At 48.5% G+C, this 22,834-nt stretch carries 21 protein-coding genes and 1 tRNA gene; 10 read left to right on the forward strand and 12 right to left on the reverse strand.

All coding sequences use genetic code 11. The features are described 5' to 3' along the window. Positions 1-245: 245 nt before the first annotated feature. From BLR73_RS04540 to BLR73_RS04545, 3 genes are read left to right on the forward strand one after another with little or no spacing between them, the layout of a single operon-like run. On the forward strand, positions 246-731 hold the full coding sequence (locus tag BLR73_RS04540; protein ID WP_041385958.1) for a hypothetical protein: 486 nt from the start codon (positions 246-248) through the stop codon (positions 729-731). Positions 732-737: 6 nt separating this feature from the next. Continuing rightward, a complete protein-coding gene (locus BLR73_RS14325; protein ID WP_176763611.1) occupies positions 738-878 on the forward strand; it encodes a hypothetical protein in 141 nt (46 codons plus the stop codon). 57 nt (positions 879-935) lie between these two features. Further along, a complete protein-coding gene (locus BLR73_RS04545) occupies positions 936-1,175 on the forward strand; it encodes a hypothetical protein (RefSeq protein ID WP_143010880.1) in 240 nt (79 codons plus the stop codon). 430 nt (positions 1,176-1,605) lie between these two features. On the opposite strand, the gene BLR73_RS04550 is transcribed toward BLR73_RS04545, so the two are convergent. From BLR73_RS04550 to rsmA, 3 genes are all read right to left on the reverse strand, one after another. Continuing rightward, the gene (locus BLR73_RS04550; protein ID WP_091859403.1) at positions 1,606-1,926 is read right to left on the reverse strand and encodes a nucleotidyltransferase domain-containing protein; all 321 of its coding nucleotides are present in this window, start codon (positions 1,924-1,926) and stop codon (positions 1,606-1,608) included. A gap of 60 nt (positions 1,927-1,986) precedes the next feature. After that, positions 1,987-2,799: a type IV toxin-antitoxin system AbiEi family antitoxin domain-containing protein gene (locus BLR73_RS04555; RefSeq protein WP_091859406.1), complete on the reverse strand. Its 813-nt coding sequence runs from the start codon at positions 2,797-2,799 to the stop codon at positions 1,987-1,989. 212 nt (positions 2,800-3,011) lie between these two features. Further along, positions 3,012-3,803: a 16S rRNA (adenine(1518)-N(6)/adenine(1519)-N(6))-dimethyltransferase RsmA gene (gene rsmA, locus BLR73_RS04560; RefSeq protein ID WP_091859409.1), complete on the reverse strand. Its 792-nt coding sequence runs from the start codon at positions 3,801-3,803 to the stop codon at positions 3,012-3,014. 331 nt (positions 3,804-4,134) lie between these two features. Here rsmA and BLR73_RS04565 point away from each other — a divergent pair, with 331 nt between their 5' ends. The 5 genes from BLR73_RS04565 to BLR73_RS04585 all read left to right on the forward strand — a co-directional run bounded on the left by BLR73_RS04565 (position 4,135) and on the right by BLR73_RS04585 (position 10,248). Continuing rightward, the gene (locus BLR73_RS04565) at positions 4,135-5,148 is read left to right on the forward strand and encodes a lysylphosphatidylglycerol synthase transmembrane domain-containing protein (protein WP_091859412.1); all 1,014 of its coding nucleotides are present in this window, start codon (positions 4,135-4,137) and stop codon (positions 5,146-5,148) included. Further along, positions 5,141-6,598, forward strand: coding sequence for an aminoacyl-histidine dipeptidase (locus tag BLR73_RS04570; RefSeq protein ID WP_091859415.1), 1,458 nt, complete (start codon positions 5,141-5,143; stop codon positions 6,596-6,598). Before BLR73_RS04565 ends, BLR73_RS04570 begins: the two co-directional genes overlap by 8 nt. 287 nt (positions 6,599-6,885) lie before the next feature. Then, positions 6,886-7,812: a magnesium transporter CorA family protein gene (locus BLR73_RS04575; protein ID WP_091859417.1), complete on the forward strand. Its 927-nt coding sequence runs from the start codon at positions 6,886-6,888 to the stop codon at positions 7,810-7,812. A gap of 114 nt (positions 7,813-7,926) precedes the next feature. Further along, entirely contained in the window at positions 7,927-9,765 is a 1,839-nt protein-coding gene (locus BLR73_RS04580) for a DUF349 domain-containing protein (protein WP_091859420.1), read from the forward strand. Positions 9,766-9,771: 6 nt separating this feature from the next. Beyond that, positions 9,772-10,248: a nucleoside deaminase gene (locus tag BLR73_RS04585; protein ID WP_080694856.1), complete on the forward strand. Its 477-nt coding sequence runs from the start codon at positions 9,772-9,774 to the stop codon at positions 10,246-10,248. A 39-nt stretch (positions 10,249-10,287) separates the two neighbouring features. Here BLR73_RS04585 and BLR73_RS04590 read toward each other — a convergent pair. From BLR73_RS04590 to rlmN, 8 genes are all read right to left on the reverse strand, one after another. Next, positions 10,288-10,370: transfer RNA gene (locus BLR73_RS04590), tRNA-Tyr, on the reverse strand. A gap of 159 nt (positions 10,371-10,529) precedes the next feature. Beyond that, entirely contained in the window at positions 10,530-10,910 is a 381-nt protein-coding gene (gene secG / locus BLR73_RS04595) for a preprotein translocase subunit SecG (RefSeq protein ID WP_013064528.1), read from the reverse strand. Between the two features lie 4 nt (positions 10,911-10,914). After that, positions 10,915-11,691 (reverse strand): tetratricopeptide repeat protein, encoded by a 777-nt coding sequence (locus BLR73_RS04600; RefSeq protein ID WP_091859423.1) that lies wholly within the window; start codon positions 11,689-11,691, stop codon positions 10,915-10,917. Positions 11,692-11,714: 23 nt separating this feature from the next. After that, positions 11,715-12,233: an LPS assembly lipoprotein LptE gene (lptE, locus tag BLR73_RS04605; RefSeq protein WP_091859426.1), complete on the reverse strand. Its 519-nt coding sequence runs from the start codon at positions 12,231-12,233 to the stop codon at positions 11,715-11,717. Continuing rightward, a complete protein-coding gene (locus BLR73_RS04610) occupies positions 12,217-13,458 on the reverse strand; it encodes a sigma-54 interaction domain-containing protein (protein ID WP_091859429.1) in 1,242 nt (413 codons plus the stop codon). Before BLR73_RS04610 ends, lptE begins: the two co-directional genes overlap by 17 nt. A 64-nt stretch (positions 13,459-13,522) precedes the next feature. Beyond that, positions 13,523-14,527: a lysylphosphatidylglycerol synthase transmembrane domain-containing protein gene (locus BLR73_RS04615; RefSeq protein WP_091859432.1), complete on the reverse strand. Its 1,005-nt coding sequence runs from the start codon at positions 14,525-14,527 to the stop codon at positions 13,523-13,525. Between the two features lie 21 nt (positions 14,528-14,548). After that, on the reverse strand, positions 14,549-15,583 hold the full coding sequence (locus BLR73_RS04620; protein WP_013064170.1) for a PdxA family dehydrogenase: 1,035 nt from the start codon (positions 15,581-15,583) through the stop codon (positions 14,549-14,551). Positions 15,584-15,601: 18 nt separating this feature from the next. Continuing rightward, the gene (rlmN, locus tag BLR73_RS04625) at positions 15,602-16,642 is read right to left on the reverse strand and encodes a dual-specificity RNA methyltransferase RlmN (RefSeq protein WP_033149858.1); all 1,041 of its coding nucleotides are present in this window, start codon (positions 16,640-16,642) and stop codon (positions 15,602-15,604) included. 102 nt (positions 16,643-16,744) lie between these two features. Here rlmN and BLR73_RS04630 point away from each other — a divergent pair, with 102 nt between their 5' ends. Together BLR73_RS04630 and BLR73_RS04635 are read left to right on the forward strand one after the other, a co-directional pair. After that, a complete protein-coding gene (locus BLR73_RS04630; RefSeq protein ID WP_091859435.1) occupies positions 16,745-20,419 on the forward strand; it encodes a DUF4922 domain-containing protein in 3,675 nt (1,224 codons plus the stop codon). 52 nt (positions 20,420-20,471) lie between these two features. Then, positions 20,472-21,740, forward strand: a complete 1,269-nt coding sequence (locus BLR73_RS04635; protein ID WP_091859436.1) for an MFS transporter — start codon at positions 20,472-20,474, stop codon at positions 21,738-21,740. Between the two features lie 107 nt (positions 21,741-21,847). Here BLR73_RS04635 and BLR73_RS04640 read toward each other — a convergent pair whose 3' ends face one another. After that, a complete protein-coding gene (locus BLR73_RS04640; protein ID WP_013063536.1) occupies positions 21,848-22,768 on the reverse strand; it encodes a serine O-acetyltransferase in 921 nt (306 codons plus the stop codon). Between the last annotated feature and the right edge of the window lie 66 nt (positions 22,769-22,834).

A 22,834-nucleotide genomic window follows, 5' to 3' on the forward strand; every position in this document is an offset into this window, starting at 1 on the left:
GCTACCCACCCTTCCACTTCTTGGCACGATTGCCTTGAATCCGGCGTGGACATGACGAGAATTCGGGCACAAAAGTACACCTTTTATCTGAAATAACCAAAGAAAAAGCCAATAAAGAATAAAAAAATCCTCCTGCCTTGATTAAAAGCAGAAAATAACAATTTGTTCATCTTCTTTTCAAAAAACTTGCAAGTTTCAACTATTTGTTTTATATTTGCAGCGTCTTAACAATATTAGAGTTATATATGGAAGATAATAATATCAAAATGGCTTCAGAGCCTGCAGTAGCATATCCCATAACATCTTATACAGATGTGATGGAGTATATTCACTCTATCCATATATCACGTGAAGACAAGGAAAAAGTGGCTCAGCGTCTTACAGTTGAGGTAACTCAACCAGCTTTGGCTGAGGCCTATGATCGCATAGATCACCTAAGTACGCTTGGAATAGATTGGGATGGCCACGGAGCTCTTCCTATATCATTTCGAGTACTTAAAAATATCAAGAGCGTTCTGATGATTTCACAGAATTCTGATTGGGAACACTGGATGATTGCTCCTGATACTAACGCTACGATTGATTTGGAGTCGGAAAAAACTGGAGCTGTAATCAGTCTTGGAGCTTATGAGTATTCTTATTTTGCAAAGGTTAATGGTGAAAGATTAGGTGAGAGTCATATTGATTTTAAACCAGAGGCTTTCCTTGAATTAATGCGTAAACTCGGATGAATACATATGACAAGAGAAGAAGCTTTAAAACGTTTCAAAGCAGCTAAGCTAACTAAATTTGATGCTGTAACTGCTCTTGAGCAGGAAATGAAACAGGCCTACGAAGAGCGTACAGGCTTAAAGGCTAACTATGTGATGTCGTTATGAACTAACAATATTCTATCGATATATCCAATGTTTACACTCGAGAAAGGAACAAAAAAGATGAATACAGTTGAAATTAATAATAAAGGAATAAAGGTTGATGTTTCAGTCATTCTGTTTAAGGAAGACGACGTTTTTCATGCCTATTGTCCGGAATTAGACTTGGTGGGCTATGATTATACCGAAGATGGAGCCAAGAAAAGTTTCGAATGGGTATTGAAGGATTATCTCGACTATACAGTTGAGAATGGTACCCTTGAGCAGGATTTGCTGAATCATGGTTGGAGAAAAACATGTTAATCTATTGGGAACTTACAGATTTAGTAAGCTCTCATTAGTAACAGAGTAACAATCGACTAGCGTATTTAAACATTAAATGTTTATTTTCGCTAGTCGATTGCAATTTATCTAATACCTGAAAACACCGCGGGGAATGCCGCGCGGCTGGGGGCACGCTGCCCCCAAAGAGCGAGGGCGGGTGGAGCGAGCTTCACGCGAGCGGGGTTATAATGCTGATGCGACTTTGTTGGTGAGTTTTGTCAACCATAACGATGATATTTTGGGTGCAAAGATACGAAGAAAAACGTAAAACGCGATATTTTACATAAAAACATAGCATCAGAATACGATATTTTACAAGAAACAACGTTTCAGAACGCGATATTTTACATAATAACGCCACAATTTTAAAAGTGTAGTTTATCGTTTGAAAAGTGTAGTTTTTAGCCACTTAACCCCATAATCTGATTCCATCTTCAGTTACGTTTTCGCGGAAAGGGCTGCTAATACTGCTATCCCAATCACGTTTGGTGTATAAGATAGCATTGATGCACTGATTATAGTCCCAACCCAATTCGCGTAATGGATAAGAATAATCATCAATATCCTGAGAGGTTATGTGATCTTTATCAAGTAGGATAAGCACATCCCAATCAGAATCTTCACGAGCATCGCCACGTGCTCTTGAGCCAAAAAGAATAACAATAGCACCCTTTGGCACAATCTGACTAGCCTTGTCTCTTATAGCATTCAAAATTTGATTATTAATCACGCTTACCCTCCATCTTATCAATAAAAATTTCCTTCCATTCTTGGATAAAGTATTCTGGTATCATATTTCATCAGTTTCTATTTCTTGATTAACAATCACCTTCCATCGACTATCAATTACCATATCGTCTGTTTGAGTCTTCGACTGCTTCAGACGGATTTTCCGAAACAGTTTACTCTGGTTTTGTGCAAGCATCAGCAGACGATCGGCAAGTTCATGCTCTTCAATCAAATCAAGCAAATATCCCAGACGCTGAATAACGGGTGCATTAAAGAAAGTGAGAAGATCTGTGAAGGATTCGTCGAAATGCATGTTTTCTGATAGTTCTATCAGCACCTCTGTAACGCGATTAATACCACCAACCTTGTTCTCATTAAGCACCAAATCAAGGGCCGTTAACTCAGGCGACGAAACATTTATGAACCCCATTTGAGTCTTCACCTGCTTCACATACATCATAGGGAGAGGGTTGCGAAGTGTAAAATCAAGTCTTACTCCATTCTTTATTCCAGAGTGTATAGGTGCTCCGTTCACTGTAACCTGAAACGCCATTGCCCGCTGATGCCCCGCGCCGTTCAGCGCAGCAGCCGACAGCAGAGATACGTAATAATCCCTACCTAAAGACTTCATCAGATGGTCGATATAAAGCGATGGTGGCACATTTCCCTTCAACCGATACTCCGTAGGCACCACCACATAGAAATTCTGCCAAGGAGAAACAATCACACCCTTCTTGCCTAACCTCGACAAAGCCGTATTCAGACTATCATCCGCCTGCGATAGCCCTTGTGCTAACACATCTTCCTTCGTAAAGATGTACCTGCCTCGAATCATTTGCTGGTCAACCCAGCTCTGTAAACTACCCGTTCGCATAACAATCTACTAACAGAAATAAACATTTAATGTTTAAATTCGCTTTTCGGCTGCAAATATAAACAATATAATTAAAACTACCAAGTCTTTAAGGGAAAAAGTTACTATTAGATATAAAAATACCCAAAAGGACCGTGGGGTATGCCGCGCGGCTGGGGGCACGCTGCCCCCAAAGAGCGAGGGCGGGTGGAGCGAGCTTTATGCGAGCGGGGTTATAATGCTGATGCGACTTTGTTGGTGAGTTCGATGAACTGGGGGATGGAGAGCTGCTCGGGGCGGCGGGTCATTATCTCATCGTCGAAGAAGCCTGCAGGGGCAGGATGATTGGCATCGAAAATCTGACGAAGAGAAACACGCAGCATCTTGCGACGCTGATTGAAAGTGGTTTTTACCACGCGACGGAACAACTGTTCGTCGCAACCCAGATCGGTAACCTCGTTACGCGTCATGCGGATAACGGCACTCTGTACCTTGGGAGGCGGATTGAACACGCCTGGCTCGACGGTGAAGAGATACTCCACATTATACCAAGCCTGAATAAGCACCGACAAGATGCCATACTGTTTGTTGCCGGGCTGTGAGGCCATGCGAACAGCCACCTCGTGCTGAATCATACCGGTGCAACAGGGAATCAGATCCTTATTGTCGAGCATCTTAAAGAAAATCTGCGACGAGATATCGTAAGGATAGTTGCCTGTGAGCACAAACTGCTGACCATCAAACACCTCACGAAGGTCCATACGTAGAAAATCGCCACCAATGATATTATCATTGAGACGTGGAAAATTCTCCTGCAGATAGGCTACACTCTCGCGGTCGATTTCGACGACCTTGAAAGGACGGGGCTTCTCTACCAGATATTGAGTCATCACACCCATGCCAGGACCAACCTCCAGTACAGGAATGTCGGGACAGGCATCAACGGTATCGGCAATACGCTTGGCGATATTCAGGTCGGTCAGAAAGTGCTGACCGAGATTTTTCTTGGGTCGAACTTGTTTCATGGGTGCAAAAATATAAAAAAAATCGCAGATTAGAAAATCTGCGACTCCATTTTTCAATTTTTTGTTCAATTACTTATTGTTGTCTACATTAACAGCAACGGTTACTACCAGTGATACAGCTAATGCGAAGGCAGCCATGGTCATTAATAAAAAACTTGTCTCTAAAGTTACCATAATTAATTCCTTTCTCTAATCTTTTATTTATTTGTTATCCTTAAAACCGCTGCAAAGGTACGACTGTTATCGCACACAGCCAAGAAAATAGTAGAAAAAAGCCAAAAAAGAGAGCTTTCTTTGACACGTATCAATTATTATTCGTACCTTTGTCGGCATGGAAATAAAAAACATCATCAGTAGCGTTGCTAAAGTGGTACTGCCTTTTATACTTGGCGGTGCCATTTTGTGGTGGATGTATCGTGGTGAAGACTTTTCGACTATCAGTCGTGTGCTGACCGAAGAAATGAACTGGACTTGGATGTTGCTATCGTTCCCCTTTGGAATCTTAGCACAGATGTTTCGCGGTTGGCGATGGAAACAGACATTGGAACCGATTGGCGAGCACCCTCGTTCGTCGGTGTGTCATCATGCGGTGTTTATATCGTATGCGGCCAGTTTGGTGATACCTCGTATCGGCGAGTTTTCGCGATGCGCCATCCTTAAGCGCTACGACGGCATATCATTCTCGAAAGCCTTAGGCACAGTAGTTACAGAGCGTGCAGTAGATACGCTGATAGTAATGATATACTCGGGTATCATCCTGCTTGTTGAGATAAGCGTGTTTGGCACCTTCTTCCGCAAGACAGGTACATCGCTCGACAGGATATTAGGAGGTTTCTCGGTAACTGGATGGGTGGTAACAGCCATCTGCGCTGTGGCCGTGCTGATACTGCTGCATCTGCTGCTGAAAAACTTCTCTATATATAATAAGGTAAAGATGACGTTAGGTGGCATCTGGGAGGGTGTGCTCTCGCTGAAGGGCGTACGCAACCTGCCACTCTATCTGTTTTTCTCGATTGGCATCTGGGTGATGTACTTTCTGCATTACTACCTCACCTTCTTCTGCTTCGACTTTACCGAGAACTTAGGTATCGGCTGTGCATTGGTATCGTTTGTGGTAGCCAACTTCGCCGTTATCGTGCCTACGCCTAATGGTGCCGGGCCCTGGCATTTTGCCATCAAGACCATGCTGATTCTCTATGGCGTGGCTGACGAGCATGCCCTCTGGTTTGTACTGATAGTTCATACCGTACAGACGATGTTGGTGATTGCATTAGGCATCTACGCCTGGGCAGCCTTGATGTTTACGAAACGTTTTAACCCAAATAAACAAAAAAACTATGAGTGAAATTAAGAATCTGAACCCAGTGTGCATCTGGAAGAATTTCTATGCACTGACACAGGTTCCACGTCCTTCTGGACATTTGGAGAAAGTACAACAGTTTCTGCTTGACTTTGCCAAGCAGGCAGGTGTAGAGGCCTTTAAGGACCCTGCAGATAATATTGTGATGCGCAAACCCGCTTCGCCAGGTATGGAGAAGAAGAAGGGTGTGATTCTGCAGGCACACATGGACATGGTTCCACAGAAAACACCTGAGAGCACTCATAACTTTGAGACTGACCCTATTGAGCCATGGATTGATGGTGAGTGGGTAAAGGCTAAGGGCACTACCCTGGGTGCCGACAACGGCTTAGGCGTAGCTGCCATCATGGCTGTGATGGAGGATAAGACCTTGAAGCACGGACCTATCGAGGCACTGATTACTGCCGACGAGGAGACAGGCATGTTTGGTGCCAACGCTCTGCCTGCTGGCGAGCTGAATGGCGACATTCTGCTGAACCTCGACTCTGAGTGCTGGGGAAAGTTTGTGATTGGTAGCGCTGGTGGTATCGACGTAACTGCCACTCTGGACTATAAAGAGGTAGAGACCGAAGCCGACGATGCTGCTGTAAAGGTAACTGTCAAGGGCTTGCGTGGCGGACACTCTGGCCTGGAGATTCACGAGGGTCGTGGTAATGCCAACAAGCTGCTGGTTCGTATCGTTCGCGAGGCCATCGAAGAGTGCGAGGCCCGTCTGGCCAGTTGGCAGGGTGGCAACATGCGTAATGCCATCCCATTCAAGGCAGAGGCTGTGCTCACATTGCCAAAGGAGAATGTAGCAGCCCTGAAGGAACTGGCTGCCGACTGGCAGGACGATTTCCAGGACGAGTACAAAGGCATTGAGAGCGGTATCGAGGTGCTCTGCGAGGAAGTGGAGACACCAAAGATGGAGGTGCCTGTAGAGATTCAGGACAACCTGATTAACGCTATCTATGGCTGTCACGATGGTGTGATCCGCATGATTCCCAGCTATCCTAACGTGGTGGAGACATCAAGCAACCTGGCCATCATCAACATTGGCGAGGGTAAGGCTTCGCTGAAGATTCTGGCTCGTTCAAGTCGTGAGGATATGAAGGACTATATCGTAAAAACCTTGGAGAGCTGCTTTAACATGGCAGGCATGAAGGTGGAGACTGCTGGCAGCTACGGCGGCTGGGATCCCAACCCCGATAGCGAGATTCTGAATCTGCTCTGCAAGGAATACAAGGCTCTGTTTGGCCAGGATGGTATTATCCAGGTTGACCATGCCGGTTTGGAGTGCTCTATCATCCTGGGCAAGTATCCACACCTGGATGTAGTAAGCTTCGGTCCCACCATGAAGTCGCCTCACACCACTACCGAGCGTGCCCTGATAGCTACTGTAGATCCATTCTGGACACTGCTGAAGCACACACTCGAGGTGATACCTGAGAAGTAGTTTTTTGGCACGGATTACACGAATTAACACGGATTATTTTTATACACAATCGAAAACTTTCGTGTAATTCGCGTAATTCGTGCCTTAAAAATTTGTTTTTTCAATTTTTCTTTTTACCTTTGCACACGATAAATTAATTTAATAACAAACATTATGGACGATTACCCGGCGAATAGTTACAACTGTTAGGCTGGAGGGTGGCAGGCAAGACCGCTAATCCTCTTGCCGCTAAGTCAATTATCAATTGTCAATTATCAATTGTCAATTTAAAATGAAGGATTAGCAAAATGAAGACATTCTGGAATACCCAAGGCGGACTGACCCAGATCAATGACTGGCAGCCCAATTGCTGGATACAGGTGACATGCCCCACCGAAGAAGACCAGCGCGAACTCGAAGAGAAGTTTAATATCCCCGACTACTTCATGTCGGACATCAGCGATACCGATGAGCGTGCACGTTATGAGTACGACGACGGATGGATGCTGATTATTCTGCGTATCCCTTACGTAAAAGAGATACGATCGCGTACGCCATACACCACAGTGCCCTTGGGTATCATTCATAAACGTGATGTGACTATTACCGTTTGTTTTTACGAAACAAACGTGATGATTGATTTCGTGAGTTTCCAGCAGAAGCGTGGCGAGGGCTTTACCGACCACGTAGATATGATTTTCCGTTTGTTCCTTTCAAGTGCCGTTTGGTACCTGAAGCGACTGAAGCAGATATCGATGCTGGTAGATAAGGCAAAGCGCAACCTGGATAAGGAGGTGAACAACGAGAGCCTGATTGGCTTGAGCCGACTGCAAGACTCGCTCACCTACTTCCAGACCTCTATCCGTGGTAACGAGACCCTGCTGTCGAAACTGAAGTTCAAACTGCAGATTGACGAGCTGGATGCCGACCTGATTGAGGACGTAACCATTGAGATGACACAGGCTCGCGAAACAACCATGATTTACTCGAACATTCTCGAGTCGACTATGGACACTTATCAAAGTATTATCAATAACAACATGAACACCGTGATGCGTACACTTACTACGGTAACCATCCTGATGATGATACCTACGCTGGTGACGTCGATGTTCGGTATGAACCTAATCAACGGCATGGAATCCAAACCATGGGGATTCATCTTGGCAGTCATCATTTCTGTCGCCATTTCGGCTATTGCATGGGGTATTTTCCGTCATAAACGACTGGTTTAGGCCTCAAAAACGCAAAAAAACGCCAAAAAATTAGGTTAATTAAATAATAATGTTTAATTTTGACCCCAAATGTTGATGATGCTAAGCATCATTTAGTAATAATTTAATAGTTAAATGATGGACTCTCAAGAGAATACCCTCGAACTGGGTAAAAACGAAGAAGTAGTTAACGAAGAGGTTACCTCTCAAGTAGAAACAACTGAAAACTCGGAGCCAGCAGCTGAGCAGGCCGAGGAGCAGACTCGTGTGGTTTATGAGACCAAAGCCGATGTACTGCACCGTTTGCAGGACATTGCACATGGCGAGGAAGTTCCACAGAAGGACGAAGTAGAGTATCTGAAGTCGTCGTTCTACAAACTGCACGTAGCTGAGCGCGAGGCTAAGCTCAAAGCTTATCTCGATGCAGGCGGCGATCCTGAGCAGTACCAGTACACGCCCGACGAGCAGGAAGAGGCTTTCAAAGCCGAGATGGGCATCATCAAGGAAAAGCGCGCCAAGGTTTTCAAGGAGCAGGAGGCTGAAAAGCAGGAGAACCTGACCAAGAAACTGGCTATCATCGACCGTATCAAGGCTATGGTAACCACCCCCGACGAGGCCAACAAGAACTACAAGGAGTTCAAGGCCCTGCAGGAGCAGTGGCGCGAAATTAAGAATGTGCCAGCTGATAAGGCCAACGAGTTGTGGCGCAACTATCAGCTGTACGTAGAGCAGTTCTACGATATGCTCCGCCTGAACAGCGAAGCACGCGAGTACGACTTTAAGAAGAACCTGGAGCTGAAGACCGCTCTTTGCGAGGCAGCCGAGAAGTTGGCCGACGAAGAGGATGTGATCAGCGCTTTCCACCAGTTGCAGAAGCTGCACCAGGAGTATCGCGAGATTGGTCCTGTAGCCAAGGAGCAGCGCGAGGAAATCTGGAACCGTTTCAAGGCTGCATCGAGCGTTATCAACAAGCGCCACCAGCAGCACTTTGAGGGTGTGCGTGCCAAGGAGGAAGACAACCTGGCCCGTAAAACCGTACTCTGCGAGAAGGTAGAGGCCATTGCTGCCGAGGAGAACAAGGGCAGTGGCGATTGGGAGAAGCACACCAAGCAGATTATTGATATTCAGACTGAGTGGAAGACCATTGGTTTTGCACCTCAGAAGATGAACGTGAAGATATTTGAGCGTTTCCGTGCCGCTTGCGACGATTTCTTTGGTCGTAAGGCTGCTTACTTCAAGGGCTTGAAAGAAACCTTCAAGGAGAATGCCGAGAAGAAGCGCGCCCTGATTGAGAAGGCCAAGGAGCTGCAATCGTCGACCGAATGGAAATCTACCAGCGACAAGTTCATCGCTCTGCAGAAGGAGTGGAAGACCATTGGTATGGTACCTAAGAAGTTGGGCGACCAGCTGTGGGAGGAGTTCCTGGCAGCATGCAACACCTTCTTCGAGGCCCGCAATGCCGCAGGTGCTGGTGCACGTGGTGAGGAGCGCGAGAACCTGGAGAAGAAGCTGGGCATCATTGAGCAGCTGAAGGCTTTGGCAACAGAGACTGGTGAAGAGGTGCCCGAAAAGGTACAGAAGCTGGTTGATGAGTACAACGCTGTAGGTCACGTACCTTATAAAGAGAAGGATAAGCTCTACAAGGAGTATCACGCTGTGCTGGACAAGCTGTATAAGGATTTGAACATCAGCGTAGCCAAGCGCAAGCTGAACAACTTTAAGCAGAACCTGAAGAACGTAGCTGAGCGCGGCGAGAATGCCCTCGACAACGAGCGCACACGCCTGTTCCGCCAGTACGAGAACCTGAAGTCGGAGATTCAGACCTACGAGAACAACCTCGGATTCCTGAATGCCAGCTCGAAGAAAGGTAACAGTCTGATTGACGAGATGAACCGCAAGGTGCAGAAGTTGAAGGACGATATGAACCTGATTCGCGAGAAAATCAAGGCTATTGATGCAGAAAACAAACAATAATTGCGGATGATAACAGAACAAGATAAGAAATTTATGAGGGAAGCCATCCGCCTCGCCAACGAAAGCGTTGAGCGAGGCGGTGGTCCCTTTGGGGCTGTCATAGTAAAGGACGGCGAAATCATTGCTGGTAGCAGCAACAGTGTAACCATTGATAACGACCCTACAGCTCATGCTGAGGTTAATACCATCAGAAAGGCATGTTTTAAGCTGCGCACGTTCGATCTCTCGGGATGTACTATCTACACCTCGTGCGAACCCTGCCCTATGTGCTTAGGCGCCATCTATTGGGCTCGTATCAGCAAGATATTCTACGGTAACACCCGTAAGGATGCCCGCGATATCCAGTTTGCCGATGATTTCATCTACGAGGAGCTGGAACGTCCTATGGACAAGCGTACGGTGCCCATTGTGCCACTACTGCGCGACGAGGCGCTACACACCTTCCGATTGTGGACAGAGAAAACAGATAAAACAGAGTATTAATAACAAAAAAGAGACCTGCGTTTCAGATCTCTTTTTTTGTGGGTGCTGATGGATTCGAACCACCGAAGTCGAAAGACAGCAGATTTACAGTCTGCCCCATTTGGCCACTCTGGAAAACACCCATCGCTCAAATGTGGGTGCAAAGGTACTAAGATTTTTTGAGCTGTGCAAATTTTCGAGCAAGAAATTTTAGAAATAATGCATATTCAGCTAAAAAAACAAGAATGGAGAGCTTGCATGGGCAAACTCTCCATTGTTTTTGTTAGGCCAAAAGAAGCTGATTACTTCTTCTCAGCAGGTGTTTCAGCGGCGGGAGCCTGAGTAGCAGGAGCTGCAGGAGCAGCTGCGTCCTTCTGCTGACTGGCACCGAAACCAGGCAGGTTGTTAGGATTGGTAGCAGGAGCCTGATAGTTCTCCATAACAGAGGTGTCGCCACCAGCCTGAGGAGCTACATAAGCGCAACAAACGCTAACGAGTACCATGAAACCAGCGAGGAACCAAGTGGCCTTCTCGATAAAGTCGGTAGTTTTACGAACACCGCCAATCTGGTTATAACCTGAGAACTGAGAAGCCAGACCGCCTCCCTTTGACTCCTGGATGAGCACAATGCCAATCATAAGCAGTGCTGCAACCACAATGAGAATTACAAATAATGTGTACATTTTTTTATTTATTTTTTTTGTTACTATTTACTATTAATTTCTCTAAGAAACGTATTTGATCTGCAAAGTAAGCATTTTTTTTCGGAATTTGCAAACTTAATCGCTGAATTATTTCCAAAGCTTTCGAATATCTACCCTGTTTGATGTAAATTCGTGCCAAAGTTTCGGTAAAGTACTCACTTTCAACCCCATTTTCTTCCTCAGAGGGCTCTGGTTGGGGCTCAGGACGGTACTCAGGTACCTCGCGCAGCTGAAACCCACCTTTGTCATCATTTATGAACGAATCAATCAGGTCCTGACCAAACATTTTTGGCATCTCACCAGGCATCTCCTGACCACCATCGGGCTCGATATCCATCAGGTAGGCCACGTAATCTACAGCAGCATCGGCAGGCGTAGGCTTGCGCTTGGGCTTCAGTGTATCGGTCTTGGCCTCCTCGGGGATACTATCCAGGAAGTTATCAATCAGCGAGATGGTACGATCTTCGGTTGGTTCAGCTGGCTGCTGAACAGGTTTTGCTGCAGGTGCAGGCTTAGCCACAGGATGATACTCGTAATGGCGCCCCTCGATCATCTGGAACAGCACGCGGCGATCGGTGATATAGGCTGATGCGCGACGCAATTCTTCGTCGAATGTAGGATCATGCAACAGATACAGATTCTGCAGCATCAACAAGCGAGCCGTCTGAAAATAGGGATACAGAGCCAGCAGCGAACGCAACTCGTAGAGCGTTTCGCGGTCCATCTGTTCAGGATGCTTAATGAGTTCTGTAATCTCCATTACGCTATTATCTTAACTTAAAATTACCAGTTGGCTACGGTACGGTTGAAGATCTGATCGCAGAGGTCCTTCACCATCTGTGTTACCAGTTCCTCCTGCACAGCATTCAGACTCTGTGTAGTCTCGTAGCTCTGCGAGGCAGTAAACTGCTGCTCAAAATCTTCGTTGTGGTTCTTATTATTCGTAAATCGTACGTTCACTGTCATGGAGAGCTCGGTCATAGCCGAATATCCCTCGGCACTCACGCTCTTGTTACGCTGCTCGTAGCGTATAATCTCACCCTCAATCTTCAGGTCGCCATTACGCTTAACCTGCTCCAAGCGGGTATGGTTAGCAAACTGATCCTTCAGCTGATTGTTGAACATCGGGCCCATGGGTCCCCACACATAGCTACTGCGAATGGGGAACTCGGCAATGGTGATGGTCTTGGTCTGCGAATAGTCGATGCTGGCACCGTTGAACTTATAGCTCACGGAGCAGCTTGTTACAACTGCAATGGCAGCAACAAACACGATTGTTTTTATCTTATTGATCCAAGCCATACTGTTTCAATCTGCGATAAAGGGTTCTATCACTAATACCCAGTTCCTGGGCGGCTTTCTTACGATTGCCATGGTTGCGCTCCAAGGCCTTCTCCAGCATCTGCTTACCCATGTCGTTCAGGTTCAAGCTCTCGAGTTCCTTCTCGGGCTCGATGTACTCCTCAGCAACTGCGTCTTCGACAGTTGCCACGGGTGCTGGGTGCTGGGTGATAGGTGTTGGGAATGTGGTGGCTGGCATATGCTCAACCTGAGGTGCAACTGGCGATGCAGTCTGCACATCGTCGAGCTGCTTTTTCAGCGCACTCATCTCGCGGCGCATATCGTTCACGTTACCACGAAGCTCGAACAGAATCTTATACAGAATCTCGCGTTCGTTCTCAAAGCTATGATCGCCACTGCCATCGCGATGGATGGTGGCCAGCTGTGTGGTTTCATGATCCTGAGGGATGAACTGACTGAGCACCTGAGCGGTGATGGTACGTTCGGGCGAAAGCACACTAATCTGTTCAGTGATATTCTTCAGCTGGCGAACGTTGCCCGGCCACTTATAATGCAGCAGTATCTGCTTAGCACCCTCGTCGAGCACCACGCGGTCCATCTTATATTTCTCGGCCATCTGCAAGGCAAACAAACGGAACAACAGGATGATATCCTCGCCACGCTCACGCAGAGGAGGCATCTGGATGGGTATCGAGTTGAGGCGGTAGTAGAGGTCTTCGCGGAAGCGACCCTCGCTGATGGCCTGACGGATATTCACATTGGTAGCGGCTACAATACGTACGTCGGTTTTACGAATCTCGGTGCCACCCACAGGGATATACTCACCAGTTTCGAGCACACGCAGCAATCGCGCCTGGGTGGCCAAAGGCAGTTCGCCCACCTCGTCCAGGAAGAGCGTACCCTTGTTAGCTACACCAAAGTAACCTGGCGAATCGTTGATGGCACCAGTGTACGAACCCTTTACATGTCCAAAGAGTTCTGAGTCGATGGTACCCTCGGGGATAGAGCCACAGTTGATGGCAAAATACTTTTCGCGACGGCGTGGTGAGTTGTCGTGAATCACCCTTGGAATGATTTCCTTACCTACTCCGCTCTCGCCTACAATCAACACACTAAGGTCGGTGGGCGCAACCTGTAAGGCTACGTCGAGCACGTGGTTCAATGCGTCGCAATTGCCAACGATATTGTACCGCTGTTTGATGTTTTGAAGTTCTGATGTCTTCATTGAGCTGACAAAATTACATATTTTTTCTGAAACATCTGCAATTTTGGCAGAATTTTAACGCTTATTACTTTTCTTTCTTGTCCAACTTGATTAAAAGCAGACCAATAGCCGTCCATATCAACTCACGCAAGCGCACCAGCAGGGCAACAAAAATACCAGCATTAGCTGTCATACTCAAGCCCTCGGTACTCATCAAGAAGCCACCTTCGCGACCACCCAACTGCAGGGGCATAAAGAACAGCATATTGGCAAACAGCGTGGTAAATGCGTAAATCAGGATACACTGCGGAATGGTAACCTGAGGCATAATCACCAGCAGGATAAAATAGATTTCGAACGTAGAGGCCACACGGCACAGCAGTTCGAGCACCACAGCCAGTTTAAATGTACGGGGGTTCTGATTGTGCAGGGCAGCTATCTGCTCGTCCACCTCGGCCAATTTTTCGCGGTTGCGCTCGATAAAGGGGGCAGCCCACTTCTTTACCATGGGGAAATGACTCAGGATGGTCATACCCGTCATGGCAATACCACGCTTGTAGCCACGCAAGAAGAACCAGATGGCCAACAGTGCCACTGCAGCGATGATGGGCAGCAGGATATAGGTAAGCGGTGTCATCTTCTGCGTGATAATATAAAGAGGTACGCTAAGCAGCCAGAACCAGAAGTGACTGTAGATGTGCGTCATCACATACAGTATGACTGACGATGATGCACGCTGGGTGCCCACCTTAGGCGACAGCGACATGATGCGGTAGGGCTCGCCACCCATCAGTCCACCAGGGGTAGCATAATTCAAGGCAAAGGCCGAGATGGTGATCTTATAGAGCCACCAGAAGCCCACCTTGCATTTGCGACACACGCCCTGCTCGTTACCGATGGTATTGATAATGAGATACCACGAGGCGGTGTTCATCATATACAGGAAAGCCCAAAGTACCAACACACCTACGAACCAATAGCCCGCATGCTGAATGCCCTCCCAAGCCTGACGGAAGTCGAGCTGCGAGGCCATGATAATCAGTACCAATAATCCGAACAGGAAAAAACCGTTCTGATATTTTTTATTCATTTTGTCTAGTTTCTCGTGATTTTATTTAAAGATATCCTTGGCACGAGGCATCTGGAAACGTGCCTTGTCGCCATCCTCACGCTTCTCGTGATACAGTTTTGGCAGTGGATTAGCCAATGGCTCATCGTACTCGGCACGATGGCGGAACATATCTACAGCCGTATAGATGGCATGGCGCAACGAGGTAGCATCGGCAATTCCCTTACCGGCTATCTCGAACTCAGGACCATGAACGGCAGTAGTGCAGATGGCAGTCATACCAGCCTTCAGCTTTACGCCATACTCGGTAGCCAGCGCATTAAATGGCAGTGTGCCCTGATCGTCGTACATAGCCAGCACACCATCAAACTGCTCGTACTGGTTGTTGGCAAAGAATTCCTCGGCAGCATAAGGACCAAAGGCCATCATGTTCTGCTTCTCCAGCTCGGCAATGGCAGGGGCGATAATCTGCTCCTCCTCGGCGCCTGGCTGCGGATTCAGTGCCAGCACAGCGATACGGGGATTGTTTACACGGAAGTCGCGCTTCAGACTCTTAAAGAAGATGGTACCCTTCTCAACGATTTTCTCAACGCTGATGCTCTGAGCCACCTCCTTGATAGGAAGATGGTTGGTAAGCAGACCGATACGTACACGCTCACTGAGCATGATGGTAAGCGGCTTTTCGTCGCGATTGGGGTTGGCATTTGGCACCACGGGGCCCAGCACCAGTACATCAAACAGGTGCTTCTGCATATCCTCTTTAACACGCTGCATCACAGCCTTGGCTGCCTTATCCGACTCATCGGTGGGCTGTCCGAAATCTACCTTCACCTCCTCGTCGAAGGCAGCCAACAAGTTCACACGCCCATCCTTGGCCTCGGCAGCGTCGTTAATAATGCTATACTGGGTTTCTATCTCCATAGCCTTACGATGAAAGGCTGCGGCTTTAGGCGAACCATAGATGATAGGTGTACACATATCCAGCATCATGGGGTCTTCGAAAGCACGAAGTATCACCTCATAACCAATGCCGTTGGTGTCGCCATGCGTGATGGCCACGCGAATTTTCTTATCCATAGATATATTTGACAATTTTTACGATTTACTATTTGACAATTTCTTGGCCGTACTCAGCAGACCACAGGCTGCAAAGATATCCTGTCCACGACTGGCGCGGATAGTGGTAAACACGCCATGGGCGGTGAGATAGTCACGCAAGGCTTCCATGCGCTTCTCGTCGGCACCAGGCAAATCCACACCAGGTATCTCGTGGAATCGAATCAAATTTACACGACAGTCCAATCCACGCACCAGCTTCACAATCTCGCGGGCATGCATGGTGGTGTCGTTCAGTCCGGCAAAGCAGATGTACTCGAACGAACAACGGCGCTGGTGCGAGAAGTCGTACTGCTTCAGCAGGTCAACCACCTCGGTAATCGACATCTGCTTCTCGGCAGGCATCAACATCTGGCGCTGTTCGGGCAGTGGCGAGTGCATCGATATAGCCACGTGGCACTCACTCTCGTCGAGGAATCGCTTCAGCTTGTTTTTCACACCCACACTCGATACAGTGATGCGGCGCGGACTCCAGGCATAACCCCAATCGGCAGTCAGTACCTGAGTGGCCTGCAGGATAGCGTCGAGGTTATCCATGGGCTCACCCTGACCCATAAACACGATATTGGTCAGTGTGTCGCGCTCTGGCAACGCATATATCTGGTTCAGGATATCAGCAGCAGTCAAACTGCCCTCAAACCCCTGTTTACCAGTCTGACAGAACAAGCAATTCATTTTACAACCCACCTGGCACGATACACACAGCGTGGCGCGATCGCCGTCTGGTATATACACCGTTTCAACAAACTTACCACTACGGGTTGGGAACAGATATTTGATGGTTCCATCCACCGAACGCTGACAGTCGATGGGCGCCATGCTGCCCACCTCGTACTGTTCGGCCAGTTTTTCACGGTTTGCCTTCGACAGGTTGGTCATATCGGCAATGCTACCAACATGTTGCTGGTAGAGCCACTTGGCAATCTGTGCAGCCGTAAACTTGGGCATTCCCAATTCGGTTACCACTTGCTGCAATTCGCCAGGCTGCATGCCTAATAATACCTTCTTTTCGTCGTACATCTTTACTTTTTGGGTGCAAAGGTAGAAAAATTTCCCTAATTTATTTGGTTTTCTCGGAAAATATTACGAATTTTGCGCTTTATAAATCACTAATTACACGTAATGAGAGAAAAAATTGACTGTTTTTTGCCTTGCAACGACCTTGAGACAGCGCGCGATGTGATAGCGCAAATCAAGGGTAGCAAGACTATTCAACATATCTGCTTGCTGGTAAACCAACCCCTCGAGGCCACCGACGAGGCCCTGAGCGATTGCGAGCAAATAGTAGTTAACGACCTGACAAGCAGCACCACCCTACAGGCTATTTCAGAACATGCCAAAGCTGATTACGCCCTGTTGCAGATTCGTCCACGACAGATACAGATGGCCAAAGGCACACTCGATCGCATGCTGCGTATCGCATCCGATTCGGATGCTGCCATGATCTACGCCGACCACAACGACCTGATTGATGGCAAGCTGCAGCCCCATCCTGTTATCGATTATCAGATTGGTAGTATCCGCGACGATTTCGATCTGGGCTCGCTCATCCTGGTTAAAACCAGTCTGCTGCACTGCTTTACCATGCAGTGCAACGAGCACCCCTACCAGTATGCTGCTGTTTATGCCCTGCGCTTGTTCCTGAGTCGTAAAGGCCGTATCTTCCACATTAACGAGAAGCTTTATACCGAGCAGGAGACCGATACCCGTGCCTCGGGCGAAAAGCAGTTCGACTACGTAAACCCACGCAACCGTGAGGTGCAGATTGAGATGGAGCATGCTGCCACCGCCCACCTGGCTGCCATTGGCGCCAAAATCGACCCCACGTTCTATCGTCGTCCCGACTTTAACGAGCAGGAGTTTGATGTAGAGGCATCGGTGGTTATCCCCGTTTACAACCGCGAAAAAACCATCTGCGATGCCGTTAACAGCGCCCTGAGTCAGAAAACCAAGTTTAAGTTTAATGTGATTGTGGTTGACAACCACTCTACCGATAAGACAACCGAGTTGCTGCGTGCCTTCCACGACGAGCGACTTATCCATATCATCCCCGATCGTAACGACCTGGGTATTGGTGGTTGCTGGAATATGGCTATTCACGACGACCGCTGCGGACGCTTTGCCGTGCAGCTGGATAGCGACGACCTGTACTCGTCGCCCAAAACACTGCAGCAGATTGTAGATACCTTCTACAAGCAGAATGCCGCCATGGTGATTGGTTCGTATCGTATGTGCGACTTCGACCTGAACACCCTGCCACCAGGACTGATTGACCATGCTGAGTGGACAGACGAGAATGGTCCTAACAACGCCCTGCGTATCAACGGTCTGGGTGCACCACGCGCCTTCTTTACCCCACTGCTGCGCCAGGTTGGATTCCCCAACACCTCGTATGGCGAGGACTATGCGTTGGGATTGATTTTCTCGCGCCACTACCGTATCGGTCGTATCTTCAGCGAACTTTATCTCTGTCGTCGCTGGGGTGGCAACAGCGATGCAGCCCTCTCTATCGATAAGGTAAACGCCAACAACCTGTATAAGGACCAGTTGCGCTCGTTAGAGATTATGGCACGCCAGCAGATGCTGCAGGGCAAGCAGGAAATGCTGAACGATTCGCCCCTGATGCGATTCTTCAACCGTCAGTTAGAGAAGTGGGACGATGCCCGTCGCCGCTATCACGACCTGCGCAACGTGAAGACCCGCGAGTTGTCGGTTGGCACTTCAACCATGAAGGTGCAGTATAACCCCGCCCGTATCGTATCAACAGGCGCTAAGATTGACAAGCAGACACTGGCCGAGCGCCCCTGTTTCCTGTGCGAGCAGAATCGCCCCAAGGAGCAGGTTAAGAAATCTATCGATGGACAGTTCGACCTGCTGGTCAACCCCTTCCCCATCCTGCCCATCCACTTTACCATTCCATCGGTAAAGCACGAGCCGCAGTTGATTCGTAATGCCTATGGCGAGATTCACAAGCTGCTTACCGAGTATCCACAGATGATGGTATTCTATAACGGACCAAAGTGCGGTGCTTCGGCTCCCGATCACGCCCACTTCCAGGGTGGCACATCAGGTGTATTACCCCTGCAGATGGCATGGGGCCGCTTGTCGCGCAGTCTGAAACCCATCCTGGATCTGAATAACGAGGAGGGCATCTCGCTCATCGAGGAGTATCCCTGCCCCGCCCTGCTCATCCACAGCAAAACGCAATATGGCGACGAGCAGCTGTTCCGTCGTTTGTACGAGTCGCTGCCCATCAAAGAAGGTGAGCCCGAGCCAATGCTCAACATCGTAAGCTGGCGAAACGATGCCGATTACTACTCGGTGGTATTCCCCCGCGACAAACACCGTCCCGACTGCTACTACAAGGAGGGCTGCGAGCAATACATCATATCGCCAGGTGCTCTGGACATGGCAGGTTTCATCGTTACCCCACGTAAGGAGGATTTCGATCGTATCACCCCCGAGGTAGCCCTGGGCATACTTAACGAAGTATCGCTGCCAGCCGATGCGCTTCAACAGGTTATCGAACGCCTGAGAGCTACTCAAAATTCAATGGTCAATGGTCAATGTTCAATGAAAAAAGAGCCAAACGTTACCGTGGGTATCGTCAGTGGCGAAAAGATATCGTTCAGCCTTAACAAACCTTACATGGCTAAGGGCGAGGTGATTACCGGCGACCAGGTAGTTGAGTTTAGCGATGGCGGTATTCTGTGGCGTGGCACCCAGTATCGTAACCTGACATTTACCCCACAGACCGACGATGCCTCGTTCTCGCTCAACGATGTGACTATCGGCGTTAACTTCCACTGGGAGCGCAAGGAAACCCAGACCTTCGAGGGTACCCTGCGCATTGTGGTTGAGGCCGATAAGATTGTGGCCATCAACGAGTTGCCAGTCGAGAAGTATCTTACCAGCGTGATATCAAGTGAAATGAGCAGCACCTCGAGTGTTGAGTTCCTCAAGGCCCACGCCGTTATCTCGCGTTCGTGGCTGCTGGCACAGATTGAGAAACGCAAACAGCACGAAAGCGGTGGCGACAACTTCTTCTCGTTTACTAAGAGTGACCAGGAGTTTATCCGCTGGTACGACCGCGAGGATCATACCATCTTTGATGTATGTGCCGACGATCACTGCCAGCGTTACCAAGGCATCACCCGCGCCAACAACACCCATGTTGAGGAAGCTATCAGTCAGACCCGCGGTCAGGTGCTGATGTATGACGATGAGATTTGCGATGCCCGTTTCTCAAAGTGCTGTGGTGGTCAGACCGAGGAGTTCCAATACTGCTGGGAAGATACCCCTAAGCCATATCTCGTTTCGTTCCACGATCCTTACTGCAACACCAGCGATAAGCACATCCTTTCGCAGGTACTCAACGATTTCGATCAGGAAACCCCCGATTTCTATCGTTGGACGGTAAGCTACACCCAGCAGGAACTGTCGGAGTTGGTAAACCGCAAACTCAAGATCGACTTTGGTACCATTACCGACCTCATCCCCGTTGAGCGTGGCAAGAGCGACCGTATCTGGAAACTCAAGATTGTTGGTACCAAAAAGACCCTCACCATCGGTAAGGAGTTGGAAATCCGCCGTGCCCTGAGCGAGAGCCACCTCTACTCATCAGCCTTTGATGTTGAGAAAGATGGCGATAAGTTTGTGCTTAAAGGCAAGGGCTGGGGCCATGGTGTGGGCTTGTGCCAGATAGGTGCCGCTGTGATGGGCGAGCAAGGTCATCCTTACGATGACATCCTGCTGTTCTACTATCGCGGTGCCCAAATCAAGCGCCTCTACGATTAAAAAATGTTTCATGTTTAATGTTTAATGTTTCATGTTTAATGTTTAATGTTTCATGAACAATAAGAATCCTTGGGCCTGGGTGCCCACCCTTTACTTTGCCGAGGGCGTTCCCTACGTAGCAGTGATGACCATCTCGGTTATCATCTACAAACGCCTTGGTTTGTCGAATACCGACATCACGCTCTACACCTCGTGGCTCTATCTGCCTTGGGTTATCAAGCCCCTTTGGAGCCCGTTTGTAGATATGTTAAGAACCAAACGCTGGTGGATACTCAGTATGCAGATACTGATAGCTGCAGCCCTGGCAGGTGTGGCTTTTACCATCCCGGGACCGTTTTGGCTGCAAGGCTCGCTCAGCTTTTTCTGGCTGTTGGCCTTTAGCAGTGCCACCCACGATATTGCTGCCGACGGCTTTTATATGTTAGGACTGGAGCAGCACGAGCAGGCCTATTTTGTGGGCATCCGTTCCACGTTCTATCGCATAGCCACCATTTTCTCGTCGGGCTTGCTGGTAGGCTTGGCAGGTGTGTTGCAGGTGCTCACCCGTAGCATCAGCTATGCCTGGAGCCTGGTGTTCTATCTCATAGCCGGTCTGTTTATCGCCTTGTGGCTCTATCATAGCTGGGCACTGCCCCGCCCCAGCGAGGACACCCATCGCATACAGAAAACCGCTGCCGATATCATCACCGAGTTCTGGAACACCCTCGTAACCTTCTTCCAGAAACCACAGGTATGGGTAGGCATCTGCTTTATGCTGTTCTATCGTATGCCTGAGGGACTGCTGGCTAAGGTATCGGCTCTGTTCCTGGTTGATAAGATGGCCAATGGCGGTCTGGGCCTGAGTGATGTAGAGTTTGGTATGGTTCAGGGCACCGTAGGTGTTATCGGTCTGACCTTAGGTGGCATCTTAGGTGGTATTGTTGCCAGTCGCGACGGACTTAAACGTTGGCTGTGGCCTATGGTGATGGCTATCACCATTCCCGATTTGGTATACGTATATCTTTCGTGCGCCCTGCCATCCAGTCTGCTTATCATCAACATCTGTATCTTCTTAGAGCAGTTTGGTTATGGTTTTGGTTTCTCGGCCTATATGCTATACCTTATATATTATAGTCAGGGCGAGCACAAAACAGCCCACTATGCACTGTGTACCGCTTTCATGGCTCTATCGATGATGATACCAGGATTGTTTGCCGGCGCCCTGCAAGAGGCAGTGGGCTATCGTGCATTCTTCGTGATCGTCGTGGTTTGCTGCGTGATGACCTACATCGTAGCCAGCTTACTGAAAATCGATCCCGAGTTCGGAAAGAAAAAAGAGTAATTTTCAGGCACGGATTAACACGGCTCTTTTACAAAGAAACACGGCCTTAGTTGGAATTCTAAAGCCGTGTTTTTAATTTATTAAAGCAGTGTTAATCCGTGCCAAATTTAAATTCCGGCTCCGTCTTGGAAAGCTACATCCACTGCTTTACTCTGCTGAATGCGCGAGTAAGGCGGCACGCTATGCGTTACCCAGATGTTACCACCAATCACGGAGTCGTGACCGATGGTGATACGACCTAAGATTGAGGCATTGGAATAAACCGTCACATGGTCTTCCAGGATGGGGTGACGGGGAATGTTCAGCATGTTACCATTCTCATCGTACTTAAAACTCTTGGCACCCAGTGTTACCCCCTGATACAGCGTGACATGATTGCCGATGATAGCCGTTTCGCCGATAACCACACCCGTACCGTGGTCGATGGCAAAGTACTCGCCAATCGTAGCTCCTGGGTGTATGTCGATACCCGTTTTGCTGTGTGCCTGCTCGGTGATGATACGTGGGATGACGGGCACCTGAAGCTCGTGCAACTTATGTGCTATGCGGTAGTGCGTCATCGTGTTCATTGATGGGTAGCAGAAGATTACCTCGCCAAAGTTAGGTGCAGCAGGGTCGTTATCAAACATCGCCTGTATGTCGGTATAAAGCAGTCGTTTAATCTCGGGCAATGCATCAATAAATGCAAGTGCTTTCTCTTCGGCTATGCCATAAACCTGTGCCTTGGTGCTGTTAGCCTCGCAGTCCTCGCAGAACTGTAGTCCGTGTGCAATCTGCTTGGTAAGCAGTGTTGTCAACTCCTCCATCCACACACCTATATGATAGGCACGGATAGCCTCGTCGGGCTGTCGCTTTTCAAAATAATCGGGAAAGATAATGCTCTTTACCAGCGTTACGATACGCTTCACCATCTCTACCGATGGCAGCGGTGCCACCGTGGCTGGCATCATACCCAACTCTCTTTCCGATTGCTTCGACAGCAGCGCCACATTCCTGCGCAATGTCTCGTTTATCTTTGTTTTGTCCATACTTACAACGTTAAAGTTCGGGGGCAAAGGTACGAATAAGTGAGCGAAATACAAAATAAATCGACA

Source organism: Prevotella sp. khp1, assembly GCF_900102205.1.
Taxonomy (GTDB): Bacteria; Bacteroidota; Bacteroidia; order Bacteroidales; family Bacteroidaceae; genus Prevotella; species Prevotella ruminicola.